Genomic DNA, 14,298 nt, shown 5'->3' with positions numbered 1-14,298 from the left:
TTGACTGACAGAACAATGTCGCACTGGCCAGAGAAGTCAAAATTATGACTTTGCGCTATCATGTTGCTATTTAATCGCGTATTTTCTGGCAGAAAGCTGTGGCAGGGTTCTTTTTTTGAAGTACGTGGTGGCATAATGACCCCAATCAGATTGCCGTGTATCCAGCAGCTTGGCTGGGAAGGCAATCCAAAAAAATCAAGCAACGGATAGCAGAGTTTCACGCGTGAAAACGCAGCTGAAGCTCACATGCAAAATGAGGAAAGGGTATGGCTGTTAAGCGCCAAATAGTCTTGGGAGCAGCTTCATTGGCTTCTCTCTACGTCGGAGTCACCAACGCGCTGGGGCTGGGCGAGATGCAGCTGGACTCTGCGCTTAATCAACCGTTGAGTGCGATCATTGTACTCCAGGGCGCGGAAGGGCTTTCTCCCGACGACGTGCTGGTCTCGCTGGCCGATACCGCCGCCTTTGACGAGGCGGGCATTGAGCGTCCTTACTTTCTTACGGATCTGCGTTTCAAACCCGTGATGCAGGGCAACAAACTGGCGATCAAAGTTGATTCCAGCCAGCCGGTGCGCGAACCCTATCTGAATTTCCTGGTTGAATTGCGCCGTCCCAATGGGCGACTACTGCGCGAATATACCCTGTTGCTGGATCCGCCGCTGTACGGCGCCAACGCTCCGGCACCGGTGCAAAGCATGGCGCAATCGGCACCACCCGCTCGGGTTCAGTCTGCGGATCGGGCGCCCGCGCCGATAGCGGCGCCGGAAGCTCAGCCACTCCCATCCCTTGAACCGCAAGCCGGTGCCAAGCAGTACACCACGGTATCGGGTGACACTCTCTGGGATATCGCCCAACGGACCCGCCCGGCGGAAAGCGCCAGCATCCCCGATACCATGGCAGCTATCCATGCGCTGAACACTGCGGCTTTCGTCAATGGCGACCGTAACCGGCTGAAGTTGGGGCAAACCCTGACGCTGCCAACGGCTGACCAACTGGGTGTTGCGGCCAGTGAACCGGTTGCCGTGCAAAGTTCGCCAGAGAGCCTTCCGTCAGCTGGGACCGCCAGCGGCAGCCAATCACTGCCGAGCGACAGTGCTCAGATGCCGTTGACCGATGCCGAGCTGGCAGAGATTACTGCTGCGCAAGCTGAGGCTACCGATGAGGCTGGCGATGGTGCTGCCAGCCAGTCACAGGCGGATGCTAGCCAAGAGCAACAGGCGCGTCTGCGCATTGAAGAGGGTGAAGCCACCGCTGCGCAGGCGAATGCTGCGGAGCTGCTGGGTCGCCTGACAGAACTCGAAGGGCGCTTCAACGCATTGCTTAGCGAGCTGGATGACCGTGATCGTCAAATTGCCAGTCTGCAGGCCGAGCTGGAAGTCCTGCGCGCCGCGCAAGACGCCGAAAGTGAAGCGGCGATTGCCAGTGCTGCTGCAGGTACCGTGGGCTCCGGTGCTGGCGGCGCCAACGCCTCAGCGTCAGGCAGCGATGCCCCGGCAGCCGGCGCTATCTCCGCCGAGGTGCTGCCGCCGGAGGCAACTCAGCAGCAGGAGTCGTCTTCCTGGTTCAGCTGGTGGTCGCTGGTGGTTGCCGGTCTGGCCTTCCTGTTCGGTTGGCTGATTTCCAAGCTGCGTTCTACCGGCAAGCGCGATGAGCGTGGTCCTGAACCGTCAGAACCTGTCATCGGCGCAGCTGGCATGGCTTCGCCACGTGAACAAAGCAGTGCCCGGGTGGTCGAGCCCCAAGCCGCAGAAGCGCCACCGGCAGACCCGCTGGATGACCTGGATGGCGTAGAGCTTTACATCACTTACGGCCGCTTTCCTGAGGCGCGGACCATGCTGGACAAGGCCATTGCGGAAGAGCCGGATCGTCTGGAGCTGCGCTACAAGCAAGCGCGAGTGATGGGCGAGCTGGGCGATGCTGAGGGCTTTGCCGAGCAGGCCGCCGCCATTGAGTCGCTGGGCGGTGACATGGCGCGGGTTGATCAGCTCAAGGCGCGCTTCCCACAACTGGAAACCGGTGTGGCGAGTGCCGTTGCACTGGATACCGTTGAAGATGTCATGGCGGATGACGAAGACCTGGCCGAGTCTCGCCTTAACCTGAACGATTTCACCCTGGACCCCGATTGGGATTTGATCGAAGGTCTCACCCCGGCACCTGCGCGCAAATCAGTCGAGAAGCCGGAAGCTGAGCCCGAGGAAGACGATGACGACTTCGAGAGCAGCTTGCATGAGTTCCCGGAAATCGAAGAGCTGGATGAGGATCATCGATTCAGCGTGACATCGGAAGATGATCGTCGTAATCGGGACGATTGAGATACGGGCTGTTGCTGTCGTACAAGCGAAAAAAAGGGCGACTGAAAAGTCGCCCTTTTTTTGCTCGTCTGTTGGCTAGTCGAATAGCTGCTTGGCGACGTCGCGGAAATGCTGGGCAAAGTGGATCTGCATGCCCGCCTTGAGGTAATCCGGCAGTTCATCGTAATCACCCCGATTTGCCTCCGGCAGTATCAGCTCGTGTATCTGTTGCCGGCGCGCTGCGATGACCTTTTCGCGTATACCGCCCACCGGTAGTACGTGACCGGTAAGTGTTATTTCACCCGTCATCGCCAGGCCGGCCCGCGGTGCCTGTTGACGGGCCAGCGAGAGCAGGGCGCTCGCTATAGTCACGCCAGCAGAGGGGCCGTCCTTGGGTGTAGCGCCCGCAGGTACGTGCAGATGTACGTAGGCTTCGTCGAAGAAACTCTTGTCGGCCCGGTAGGTCTTGAGGTTCCCGCACAGGTAGCTGTAGGCGATCTCGGCTGACTCTTTCATCACGTCACCCAACTGACCGGTCAATTTGAAGCCCCGGTTGAGCGTATGAATGCGGGTGGCTTCCACCGGCAGCGTAGCGCCGCCCATGGAGGTCCACGCCAGGCCGGTAATAATGCCAGTGCCTTTCAGGCGCTTTTCCGTTTTGAAGGCGGGCGTTCCCAGCATCGCCTGCAGGTCGGCCGGCTTGATACTGAGTTTCTGTTCTGGTGTTTCCAGCAGTTGCATCAGGGATTTGCGCACCAGCTTGGCCAGTTGTTTGTCGAGGTTACGTACCCCGGCTTCGCGCGCGTAGCCGTCGATCACCTGACGCAGCGCCTTGTCGGTGATGCGTAGCTGGCTTTTGCGCAGTCCTGCGCGCTCTAGCTGCCGTGGCCAGAGATGGTGCTTGGCGATGGCGAGCTTCTCCTCGGCGATATAGCCGGAGAGACGAATGACATCCATGCGGTCGAGCAGGGCGGCGGGAATGCTGTCCAGGGTGTTGGCAGTGCATACGAACAGCACCTTTGAAAGATCGAGGCGCAGATCCAGATAGTGATCGAGAAACTGATTGTTCTGCTCGGGGTCCAGCGTCTCCAGCAAGGCTGAGGCCGGGTCGCCCTGATGGCTGCTGCTGAGCTTGTCGATCTCGTCCAGCATGATGACGGGGTTCATTACACCGACGTCTTTCAATGCCTGCACGAACTTGCCCGGCATGGCACCGATGTAGGTGCGCCTGTGGCCCTTGATCTCGGCTTCGTCGCGCATACCGCCTACACTGAAGCGATAGAACGGGCGTCCCAGGCTTTCGGCGATGGAGTGACCGATGCTGGTTTTGCCGACGCCAGGCGGGCCCACCAAGAGGATGATGGAGCCTGACACGCTGCCCTTGAAGGCGCCGACAGCGAGAAACTCCAGGATCCGCTGTTTTACGTCGTCCAGGCCATCGTGGTCGCGGTCGAGCACCTTGCGCGCGTGCGGGATGTCCAGTTTGTCGGTATGGGTGATGCCCCAAGGCATTGCCGTCGCCCAGTCGAGATAGTTGCGGGTGACGGCATACTCGGGCGACCCCGTTTCCAGCACCGAAAGTTTGTTCAGCTCCTCGTCGATCTTCTTCTGCGCGGCTTCAGGTACCTGCTTGCCCTGCAGACGCTCGCGGAATTGTTCGATATCTGCCGTACGGTCGTCCTTGGACAGTCCCAGCTCTTTCTGAATGACCTTGAGCTGCTCCTTCAGGAAGAAGGTACGCTGATGCTCGCTGATGCTGCGGTTAACCTCGGCGCTGATTTCGCCTTGCAGTCGTGCGACGTCGATTTCCTTCTTCAGCAACACCAGCACTTTCTCCATTCGCCGCAGAATGGGCACCGTATTGAGCACGTCCTGCAACTCGCCGGCTTTGGCAGAGGTGAGTGCGGCGGCAAAGTCGGATAGGGGGGAGGGTTGGTTGGGGCTAAAGCGGTTCAGGTAGTTCTTCAGCTCTTCGCTATACAGCGGGTTGAGTGGGAGCAGCTCTTTGATGGCGTTAATCAGTGCCATGGCATAGGCGCGTACTTCATCGCGCTCATCGTCTGCGGTATCGGGGTATTCGACCTCGACCAGATACGGCGGCTTGCGGCTCAGCCACTGGGTTATGCGCACCCGGGTCAAGCCCTGAGCAATGAACTGGATTTTGCCGTCTTCGCGTACCGCATGACGAATGCGCACCGCGCAGCCGGTCGCGGGCAACTGATCTGCCGACAGCTCGCCATCGGCCTTCGGCGGGTGCTCAAGATAGAACAGTGAAAGTGCCTTGTGTTCGGTATTGGCTACCAGATCTATGGTCTTGGACCAGGGGTCTTCGTTGACTACCACTGGCATGACCTGCGCCGGGAAGAAGGGCCGATTGTTGATAGGCAACAGGTAAAGCCTGTCGGGCAGGCGCTGATTGGGTAGTGCCAGGCCGGTGCCGGAGGGCTCGGCCTGGTCACGTTCGATATAGTCTGGAGCTGCTGAATCCTGATCGGTCATGGGTCTACCTTGCGGCTGCAAAAGGACGTTGTCTCGCTTGCTTAAGAAGTGGAGACGGCAATCGGGTTTTTCAATGGCAGGTAATTTTTTGGCGATTGTGGCAAGATCGGCCGATGATCAAAACGCGCATCCTCGATCTGCCGAGCCAATCGGCAACCCATGCTCACCCGGAACACCAGCTGGTGGTCGGGTTGCAGGGCTGCGCCGACTTTGAGGTCATGGGGCAGGGCGGTGCGGTAAGTCGCTTGCACGCCTGCCTGGTGCCCGGTGGTGAAGCGCATGCGTTTTCCGGTCGCGGCCATAATCACATGTTGATCATGGACCTGCCGGTCGAGGCCTCGGGTCTGGCGGGTTACGCGGACGACAGTTTGGCGGAGCTGTTCGACCGCCCGCGCTTTGTACACCTGGACCATCAACTGCAGGGCTTGCTTGATTTCGCCGATCACAGCCTCAACCAGCCGCACAGCTCGCCGCAGCTGAATTGGCACTTGGGTGGCGTGTTACTGCATGCGCTGCACGAACGCCTGGTGCGGCCGGTTCAGGAGCGACCGCATGCGCTGGATGCGGCGGACCTGCAGCGCATTGATGCCTACATCATTCAACACCTTGAGCAAACCGTGAGTGTGGCTGCGCTGGCGGCTCTGGTCTGCGTCAGTCCCAGTCACTTCCATGCCCTGTTTCGTGCCGCTAGCGGCCGGACACCCCACCAGCATGTGTTGGATTTGCGGCTGCGCGAAGCGAGTCGATTGCTGCGCGACACCAGGCTTCCGGTAGCTCAGCTGGCCAGCCGCTGCGGATTTTCCAGTCAGAGTGCCCTGAATCACGCCATGCGTCGCCAGCTCGGCGTCACGCCGCGGCAGCTGCGTCTGGGCCGGCTGCATTAACCGTTTAGTCCGCAGTTTTTTGCAAAAAAAACATAGTTTCCAACAATATTTTCACCCAGCCAGCTTCTAGAGTCGCTTATGGCCTGTATCTGCGCGCGCGCGGATCGGTCGACAGATCTCAATAACAACGGGTGATTCGTTCAATTGCCGACCATGGTCTAGGGTTAGGGGATAGGCGAACTCATTCAACTGTGGCTGCCGTGGCTGGCAGTGGCAGGCGATTCCAGGAGCGTGCCAGGATGTTCAAAGCGAGTGCGGTGTTGCAGGGTGACTTCATGGGCAGTGAGCCGGAAGCCTTTCTGCTGAAGGTAAGTGAAAACTATTCGGTAGATGAGACGGCTTATCTGCAGGAGCTGCTGGAGCTTGCGCGCCCGCGCGATCTCGATGCGCTCACGGCGCAGGCCAGGCAACTGATCCTTGATGTGCGCAAGCGTGACAACGCTGTAGACAGCATTGACGCGCTACTGCAGCAGTACAGCCTGGATACGCAGGAGGGCATCATGTTGATGTGCCTGGCAGAAGCCTTGTTGCGCGTACCCGATGCCGACACTGCCGACGCACTGATTCGCGACAAGTTGAATGCTGCCCAGTGGGACAAGCATGTGGGCCAGAGCGAGCACACGTTGGTCAACGCGGCGGCCTGGGGCCTGGTGATGACCGGCAAGGTAGTAAACCTCGACAAACGCCATGACGGTACCCCCGGTACGGTGCTGGGGCGCTTGGTCAAGAGTAGCGGCGAGCCGGTCATTCGCGCTGCAATGATGCAGGCAATGAAAATTATGGGCCGGCAATTTGTGCTTGGGCGCACCATCAAGGAGGCACTGAAGAACGGTAAGCCGCAGCGCGATAGCGGTTATACTTACTCCTTCGATATGCTTGGCGAGGCGGCACTGACGCATGCCGATGCCAGCAAGTATCTGAAAGATTACAGTGACGCTATCGCCGCCCTGGTGGATGACAAATACAAGGGTAGCAGCCCCAAGCCGACCATCTCGATCAAGCTTTCCGCGCTACACCCGCACTATGAAACCGCCCGTGAAGAACAGGTGCTCGCCGAGCTGAGCGAAACGGTGTTGCAGCTAGTGCGTCAAGCGCGAATCGGTGATGTGGGGATTACCATCGATGCGGAAGAGGCAGACCGGCTGGAGCTGTCGCTGAAGCTGTTTCACAAGGTATATCAGCACCCTGACGTGAAAGGCTGGGGCAACTTCGGCCTGGTGGTTCAGGCCTATTCCAAGCGCGCTCTGCCGGTGCTGTGCTGGCTGACCTTGCTGGCCAAGGAACAGGGCGATCGTATCCCGGTACGTCTGGTGAAGGGTGCTTATTGGGACTCCGAGATCAAGTGGTGCCAGCAGGGCGGTACTTCCGCTTACCCGGTCTTTACCCGCAAGGAAGCAACTGACGTTTCCTATCTGGCCTGCGCTCGCTTTTTGCTGAGCCCGCTCACCAGCGGCCTGATCTACCCGCAGTTCGCCACGCACAATGCGCACACAGTCACCTGTATTCTATCCATGGCCCAGGGCGAAGAGTTCGAGTTCCAGCGTTTGCACGGCATGGGCGATGCACTGTATGACACCGTGATAGAAAAGGCCGGTTGCCCGGTACGTATTTACGCCCCCGTCGGCGCACACAAGGATCTGCTGCCATATCTGGTGCGCCGCCTGCTGGAAAACGGCGCAAACTCCTCTTTCGTTCACAAGCTGGTTGATTCACGGGTGCCGGTGGAAGGCCTGATCGAGCATCCGGTAACCAGCCTGCAGCGCCATGCCTCGCTGGCCAATCCGCGAATCCCCCTGCCGCCGGCCCTTTACGGTGAAGAGCGGCGCAATTCCCGCGGAATCAATATGAACGTTCTGGACCAGTGGTTGCCACTGCAGGCCGAACTGAAAAATTGGTGGGATAAGCAATGGCAAGCCGCGCCGCTGGTCGGTGGAAACCGGCTGGCCGGCGAGGTGCGCAAGGTGATGTGCCCGTATCAGCTGTCGCATCAGGTCGGTGAGGTGGTTTGGGCCAGTGCAGAACAGACCCGCGACGCCATTGACCACCTGAGCGCCGCCTTCGTCGGCTGGAACGCAACCCCGGTGGACACGCGTGCGGCGGTGCTCGAGCGCACTGCTGACAAGCTTGAAGAGCACATGCCGGAGCTGATGGCGCTGTGCACCCGGGAAGCTGGCAAGAGCCTGCAGGACGGTATCGACGAGGTGCGCGAGGCGGTCGATTTCTGTCGTTATTATGCGCTACAGGCCCGGCAGCGCTTCGCTACCATCACCCTGCCTGGACCGACCGGCGAGAGTAACGAGATTTACCTGCAGGGGCGCGGCGTGTTTGCCTGTATCAGCCCCTGGAACTTCCCGCTGGCCATCTTCCTGGGCCAAGTGTCGGCGGCACTGGTCTGCGGCAATACCGTGGTTGCCAAGCCAGCAGAGCAGACCAGCCTGGTGGCCATGCGCTGTGTCGAGTTGATGCATGAGGCGGGCCTGCCCAAGGATGTACTGGCACTACTGCCAGGGGACGGTGCACAGGTAGGCAGCGTGGTGACATCGGACCCACGCATCGCCGGCGTAGCCTTCACTGGCTCCACCCAGACGGCACACATCATCAACCGCGCGCTGGCGGCGCGTGACGGCGCCATCGCCCCGATGATTGCCGAAACCGGCGGCCAGAACGCGATGATTGTCGACTCCACAGCGTTGCCGGAGCAAGTGATCAAGGATGTGGTGCATTCCGCCTTCCAGAGTGCCGGACAGCGCTGTTCCGCCCTGCGCGTGCTCTTTGTGCAGGAGGATATTGCCGAGCGGGTGCTGGAGCTGCTGAAAGGTGCGATGGCTGAACTGAATATTGGCAACCCCGGCTACCGCGCAACGGACGTGGGGCCGGTTATTGATGCCGAGGCGCGCGCGGGATTGCAGCAGCACATCGACAAAATGAAGGCGGCGGGTCGGCTGATTGCCGAAACAACGTTGCCAGAGGGGCTTGATGGTTACTTCGTTTCACCGGTAGCCTTCCGGTTGGACAGCATCAGCGAACTTGAAAAGGAACAGTTCGGCCCGGTGCTACACGTGGTGACCTGGCGCAACAAGGATCTGGACAAGATCATCGACGACATCAATGCCACGGGGTTTGGTCTCACACTGGGCATTCACAGCCGTAATGAAGACACCGCCGAGCATATTGATGCGCGCGTGCGTATTGGTAATGTCTACGTCAACCGCAATCAGATTGGCGCAGTGGTGGGTGTCCAGCCCTTTGGCGGTCAAGGCTTGTCCGGCACTGGGCCCAAGGCCGGCGGGCCGCATTATCTGCTGCGCTTCGTCACCGAGCGCACGCGCACGATCAACACGACGGCGGTGGGCGGAAACGCCAGCCTGCTGTCGCTGGGGGACGGCGAGCCATAACGGCTCGTTGGTAGGTGCTACACCAACAGGGAAGCCAATTCAGCAGGGACAGTTAATGCTGGGAACGTTCAGCAACCAAGAGAGAGAAGAATAATGGACGGTAATACCGCAATAGTGACGGCCACGTTCGTGGTCTATATCGGGGTCATGCTCGCCCTGGGCTATATCGCCTACAAGCGCACCACCAACCTGTCGGATTACATTCTCGGCGGGCGTTCTCTGGGGCCGGGCACCGCTGCCTTGTCAGCCGGTGCGTCAGATATGAGCGGTTGGCTGCTGCTGGGCTTACCAGGTTACGCACTGACGGCTGGCTATGAAGCGATCTGGATTGCTGTAGGCCTGCTGGCAGGTACCTGGCTGAACTGGCTGATCGTGGCGCGCCGTCTGCGGGTGTACTCCCACACCGCGAGCGACTCATTGACGCTGCCGGCTTACTTTGAAAACCGCTTTGAAGACACGAGCCGTCTGCTGCGCGTTATCTCGGCTATCTTCATTCTGTTGTTTTTCCTGTTCTACACCAGTTCCGGTCTGGTTGCGGCGGGCAAACTGTTCGAGAGCACCTTCGGTTTTGGTTACAGCATTGCCGTGATTGTCGGCACTCTGGCGATCATTTCCTACACCTTCTTTGGGGGCTTTCTCGCTGTTTCCTGGACTGATGTGATTCAGGGGCTGTTGATGGCCGCCGCGCTGGTGCTGGTGCCCGTCATGGCGCTGAGCACAATGGGTGGCTGGGAAGCAGTGCATGGAGCAATGGAAACGCGTAATCCCGAGCTGCTGAATATCTGGACTGATGTCGAAGGGGCGCCACTGGGCTTTGTCGCGATTATCTCGCTATTGGGCTGGGGGCTTGGCTATTTTGGTCAGCCGCACGTGCTGGCTCGTTTCAAGGCGATTGAGAGCGATGCTGCCATGCCAACTGCGCGCCGTATTGCGGTCATCTGGTCAGGTGTTTGTTTGCTGGCGGCACTGGTAATCGGTTGGATTGGTATCGGTTACTTCGGCGAAGCAGGTTTGGCTGATGCTGAAACCGTCTTCCTGGCGCTGGTTCAGGCACTCATGCATCCGCTGGTAGCCGGTATTTTGCTGGCAGCTGTACTGGCTGCCATCATGTCGACAGCTGATTCGCAACTGCTGGTGTCATCTTCTGCCCTGGCGGAAGACTTCTACAAGGCACTGTTCCGTCGCGACGCCACTCAACAGGAGTTGGTGTGGGTTGGTCGCTTTGCGGTAGTGGGTATTGCTGCGTTGGCGCTGATGTTTGCCTTCAACCCGGAAAGCACGGTGTTGGGTCTGGTGTCCTACGCGTGGGCAGGCTTTGGTGCGGCCTTTGGCCCAGCCATGATCTTGTCGCTGTTCTGGCGTCGGATGAACCGCAATGGCGCGCTGGCAGGTATCGTCGTCGGTGGCGTTACCGTCGTGATCTGGAAGCAGCTGGGCATCTGGGGGCTGTACGAAATCATCCCTGGCTTCATCCTGGCAACCATCGCAATCATTGTTGTTTCGCTGCTGACGGCGCCACCGTCTGCCAGTATCGAAGCGCAATTTGACGATGTGAACTCGCGCTTCTAAGCCGTTATGCGTAATAAAAAACCGAACCCGTGACCGGGTTCGGTTTTTTTATATCTGCTGCACGTTCAGGCCGATGCTGCAGCCGGTACGACGGTCAGTACAAAAGCGTATTCTTCAGCCAATTCGCGCATCGCCTGGTAGCGCCCGCTGGCGCCGCCGTGGCCAGCGCTCATCTGCGTGCGCAGCAGCAATGGCTGGTCGTTACTGCGCAGGTGACGCAATTTGGCTACCCACTTGGCGGCTTCCCAGTACTGCACCCGTACATCATGATAGCCAGCAGTAATCCAGAGCGCCGGGTAGGGCTGCTCTGCGACGTTCTCATAGGGGGCGTAGGCCTTGATCCGCGCAGCGACCTCGGGCTCGTTTGGGTTGCCCCATTCCTCGTACTCACCCACCGTCAACGGCAGGTCGGGGTTGTTCATGGTATTCCAGACGTCGACGAACGGCACATCGGCCACGGCGGCGGCAAACAGCTCTGGGCGCTGGTTTATGACGTTGCCAATCAGCAGGCCACCGGCACTGCCGCCGGCGATTGTCAGCAGTTGCGGCTGGGTGATGCCCGCGCGGATCATTTCCTCGGCACAGGCGATGAAGTCGGAGAAACTGTTCTCCTTGTGCTGCAACTTGCCCTGCTGATACCAGTGTTCGCCCATATCGGCACCGCCGCGAACGTGCGCTATGGCAAAGCGCCAGCCACGCTGCAACAGTGACAGGCGGGCGTGCGAGAACCAGGGGTCCATCGAGGCGCCGTAAGCGCCGTAGCCATACAGATAAAGGGGGGCTTCCCCCTGTGTGCTGCGGTGTCCAATCACACTTATGGGTATGCGGGTACCGTCGCCGGCAGTGGCCCAGCGGCGCTCGACCAGGTAGTCCTCGGCGTTGAACTGGCCCTCCACCGGCGTCTGCTTGAGCACCTGTTGTTCGCCGCTGGCCAAGGTAAGTGCACGGACCTCGGCAGGGCGGTTGAGTGATTCGTAACGCAGGCGGATTTGCGGGCTGCTGTACTCCTCGCCGCCCTGTACGCCAAGACTATAGACAGCATCGGGCATGCCAAGCGTGTAGGGTGCGCCGTCAACAGGACGTATCTCCAACTCGGTCAGCGCCTGATTACGATACTGCAACACCACGGCGGTGCTTTGCAGGCTGATCTCTTCCAGAGTACGCGCGCTATCGGGTGCGGTAATGAGCTGCCAGTTGGCAAGTCCGGGCGTATCGGCGGCGCACTGGTACAGACCGAAGGTTTCTCCAAGTCGGTTGCTGCGTATCATGAAACCGTCTGCACCGTGGTCGGCGTCATATTCGTGTCCGCTCTCGCGTAAGGCAAGGCAGAGCGGGGCGGCCTCGGGCCGCGCAGCGGGCAGAAAATGCACTTCACTGGTGTTCTTGCTGGTGCTACTGATGCAGATAAATTGGTCTGAACTGGTGCGATACACACCCAGATAGAAGCGTTGGTCGGGCTCGTGGAATACCTTCACAGGCGCCAGTCCGGTTTGCAATCGCCACAGGGTCGCGGGGCGGGAGGTTTCGTCCATGCTCACGGCAAACAGCGTTTTGCTGTCCAGAGCCCAGCAAAGGCTGCCATCCGCCTCGGCCAGTGTCAGCTCGCTGGTCTTCAGGTCTGTAAGAGAGCGCTGGAACAGTCTATAGGTTTCGTTACCCTGGGTGTCCAGGCTGTACGCCAGCCAATTGTGGTCCGGGCTGACGCTGAAATCGCCTAGCTGCAAGAAATCGTGCTCCGTGGCCAATTGATTAAGATCGAGCAGCAGTTGCTCGCTCGACTCGTCGATGGCCAGGCTTGGGGGTGTTGGCCTTGCGCAGCGGTAGAAGCGCGGATATTCCGCGCCCGCTTCGGTGCGTTGGTAGTACAGCCAGGCTCCGCGCGGGCTCGGCAGCCCGAGGTCGGTTTCACGTATACGACCGCGTATCTCGTCAAACAGTTGCTGCTGCAAAGATTGGTGAGGGGCAAGCCAGGCGTCGGTGTAGGCGTTTTCTTCGTGCAGGTAGGCAAGCACCTTGTCAGCGTCGCGCTGCTCCAGCCAGGCGTAGGGATCGGTACCAATCTGGCGGTGGGCTATGGGCTGTTCGTGATCAGGACGCATGGGGTAAAAACCGTTATGATGGGCCGCGTATTGTAGCCGAGTGGATAACTGTCGATGTTCAATGAATCAGAATACCAAACCGTGTGGCTGGTCTACTTGGCAGCAGCGACTGGTTGCTGGCTGGTTTGGTGGAAGCTGGCCGGATTGATCAAATGGTGGTTTATCCGCGAGCCGCTGTGGATCATCATGGCCGTGTTGTTGTTTACCCCGACCGAAGCTGAAGTAGGCGCGGGCTGGCAGGCTCCGGCGTTTCTCATCTATTTGCTGGACACGATATTGGATACGGGGGACAACCAGGCGCGGATGCTGGGTGAGCTTAGCCTGGTCATGACGTTGGCATTCGCGGCCTATCTGTTCTTTGTTGGCTTGCGGGCCTTGTATCACCATTGGCGCAAACAGGATGCACCACCTACTGGTTCCGACGCCTGAAACGCTGCGCGGTGGCGGCAATTACTCGCCGCTGCGTTGCTCGTTCATGATGCGCGCCAGGCGCATGATCTGCTCTTGAAACTCGGTGCGCTGTGCATCGGTCATCGGGCACATGCCCAATTGCTCAAACAGGCGGTAACCGCGCACAGAGAAAAATAGGATGCTGGCCTGTGCCAATCCCAGCGGTGACTTGGCCAGAATATCAAACAACCCCTCAACGTTGTCGGCACTGGTCTGCAGCAAAGCCGGATTGCTCGCGGCCGCGGCAAAAATGGCCGAGTCGAGGTTCTTCTCTTCGCTGGATTCGCTCATGTTGCTCAGCAGCAAGGCCTTGAGTTCGCGCATTGGCTCATCAGGCAGTACGCTCTCGTAGGCGCCCCAACGAACCCGGAAGCGTTCCAGCCGATACTCGATCATGGCGGTCAGCAGGGCTTCACGGTCAGGGAACAGGGCTTTGATGTCAGGCTCGGCGATTTCACTGCGAGCACTGAGTGTTTCAAAGGTCAGCTGGGATGCGCCCAGTTCGCTGACGATGGCCTCGGCAGCACGGAAAATAGTGACCTTGATTGCTTCCGGGCTCTGGCTGCTACCTTTGCTGTCCACTGGTAAACCCCCTTGTGATTATGGTCGACGCTGCCGGTAAACAAAGAAGGCTGGCAGCGGAAAACGAGGCCTGGTGTTGCAGGGTAGGGTTTGGCGCGTGCCGCCCGGACGGGCGATGGCATAACTACCGGGGCCTCTGCTATATGGGCCATAGGGTACGATGTACGGCGGCTTGAGGCGAGTAATTTTTCCGGTAGTAGGGGGCTGATGCGAGCAGAAAATCAGGCAACAAAAAACCCGGCATGAGCCGGGTTTTTTGGTTCAGAGATCGGGATTAGCCGATGATCTGAATGTTTGCAGCCTGCTTGCCCTTAGGACCAGTAGTGATGTCGAAAGACACCTTCTGGTTCTCGGCCAGAGACTTGAAGCCCTGAACCTTGATTTCGGAGAAGTGGGCGAACAGGTCGTCTCCACCGCCATCTGGAGTGATGAAGCCGAAACCTTTAGTGTCGTTGAACCACTTAACTGTACCAGTTGCCATTTCAGATAATTCCTATCAAATTGAAATACTTGAGCTTGCACTCAATTA

At 59.1% G+C, this 14,298-nt stretch carries 9 protein-coding genes; 5 read left to right on the top strand and 4 right to left on the bottom strand.

Features of this window, described 5'->3' with window-relative positions; genetic code table 11:
• The first annotated feature begins 305 nt into the window (after positions 1 to 305).
• Positions 306 to 2,312 (top strand): type IV pilus assembly protein FimV, encoded by a 2,007-nt coding sequence (locus BLU26_RS03440; protein WP_172830637.1) that lies wholly within the window; start codon positions 306 to 308, stop codon positions 2,310 to 2,312.
• A 75-nt stretch (positions 2,313 to 2,387) separates the two neighbouring features.
• On the opposite strand, the gene lon is transcribed toward BLU26_RS03440, so the two are convergent.
• Positions 2,388 to 4,790: an endopeptidase La gene (lon, locus tag BLU26_RS03435; protein WP_092283869.1), complete on the bottom strand. Its 2,403-nt coding sequence runs from the start codon at positions 4,788 to 4,790 to the stop codon at positions 2,388 to 2,390.
• A 113-nt stretch (positions 4,791 to 4,903) separates the two neighbouring features.
• Here lon and BLU26_RS03430 point away from each other — a divergent pair, with 113 nt between their 5' ends.
• From BLU26_RS03430 to putP, 3 genes are all read left to right on the top strand, one after another.
• Complete coding sequence (locus BLU26_RS03430) at positions 4,904 to 5,674, top strand: AraC family transcriptional regulator (protein ID WP_092283867.1); 771 nt, start codon at positions 4,904 to 4,906, stop codon at positions 5,672 to 5,674.
• Positions 5,675 to 5,913: 239 nt separating this feature from the next.
• Entirely contained in the window at positions 5,914 to 9,069 is a 3,156-nt protein-coding gene (gene putA, locus BLU26_RS03425) for a bifunctional proline dehydrogenase/L-glutamate gamma-semialdehyde dehydrogenase PutA (protein ID WP_092283865.1), read from the top strand.
• Positions 9,070 to 9,162: 93 nt separating this feature from the next.
• Entirely contained in the window at positions 9,163 to 10,638 is a 1,476-nt protein-coding gene (gene putP / locus BLU26_RS03420; protein WP_092283863.1) for a sodium/proline symporter PutP, read from the top strand.
• A 65-nt stretch (positions 10,639 to 10,703) separates the two neighbouring features.
• Here the strand turns inward: putP and BLU26_RS03415 are convergent, their stop codons facing one another.
• On the bottom strand, positions 10,704 to 12,737 hold the full coding sequence (locus BLU26_RS03415; RefSeq protein WP_092283861.1) for a S9 family peptidase: 2,034 nt from the start codon (positions 12,735 to 12,737) through the stop codon (positions 10,704 to 10,706).
• A gap of 54 nt (positions 12,738 to 12,791) precedes the next feature.
• Between BLU26_RS03415 and BLU26_RS03410 the strand changes: the two genes are divergently transcribed.
• Positions 12,792 to 13,166 carry a hypothetical protein gene (locus BLU26_RS03410; RefSeq protein ID WP_092283859.1) on the top strand — a complete coding sequence of 125 codons (375 nt, stop codon included), beginning with the start codon at positions 12,792 to 12,794 and terminating at the stop codon, positions 13,164 to 13,166.
• 21 nt (positions 13,167 to 13,187) lie between these two features.
• Here BLU26_RS03410 and BLU26_RS03405 read toward each other — a convergent pair whose 3' ends face one another.
• Together BLU26_RS03405 and BLU26_RS03400 are read right to left on the bottom strand one after the other, a co-directional pair.
• The gene (locus tag BLU26_RS03405; RefSeq protein ID WP_092283857.1) at positions 13,188 to 13,769 is read right to left on the bottom strand and encodes a TetR/AcrR family transcriptional regulator; all 582 of its coding nucleotides are present in this window, start codon (positions 13,767 to 13,769) and stop codon (positions 13,188 to 13,190) included.
• Positions 13,770 to 14,043: 274 nt separating this feature from the next.
• Complete coding sequence (locus BLU26_RS03400) at positions 14,044 to 14,250, bottom strand: cold-shock protein (protein WP_036989629.1); 207 nt, start codon at positions 14,248 to 14,250, stop codon at positions 14,044 to 14,046.
• Positions 14,251 to 14,298: the final 48 nt, after the last annotated feature.

The sequence above is a fragment of the Halopseudomonas sabulinigri genome (assembly GCF_900105255.1).
Lineage (GTDB): Bacteria > Pseudomonadota > Gammaproteobacteria > Pseudomonadales > Pseudomonadaceae > Halopseudomonas > Halopseudomonas sabulinigri.
The sequence above is the reverse complement of the archived record's forward strand: the minus strand, read 5'-3'. Positions and strand labels throughout refer to the sequence as shown.

Bases quoted from the DNA above. Each gene is read 5' to 3' on its own strand.
- putP (WP_092283863.1), top strand. From the start codon at position 9,163: ATGGACGGTAATACCGCAATAGTGACGGCCACGTTCGTGGTCTATATC.
- BLU26_RS03430 (WP_092283867.1), top strand. From the start codon at position 4,904: ATGATCAAAACGCGCATCCTCGATCTGCCGAGCCAATCGGCAACCCAT.
- lon (WP_092283869.1), bottom strand. From the start codon at position 4,790: ATGACCGATCAGGATTCAGCAGCTCCAGACTATATCGAACGTGACCAG.
- putA (WP_092283865.1), top strand. From the start codon at position 5,914: ATGTTCAAAGCGAGTGCGGTGTTGCAGGGTGACTTCATGGGCAGTGAG.
- BLU26_RS03415 (WP_092283861.1), bottom strand. From the start codon at position 12,737: ATGCGTCCTGATCACGAACAGCCCATAGCCCACCGCCAGATTGGTACC.
- BLU26_RS03410 (WP_092283859.1), top strand. From the start codon at position 12,792: ATGTTCAATGAATCAGAATACCAAACCGTGTGGCTGGTCTACTTGGCA.
- BLU26_RS03400 (WP_036989629.1), bottom strand. From the start codon at position 14,250: ATGGCAACTGGTACAGTTAAGTGGTTCAACGACACTAAAGGTTTCGGC.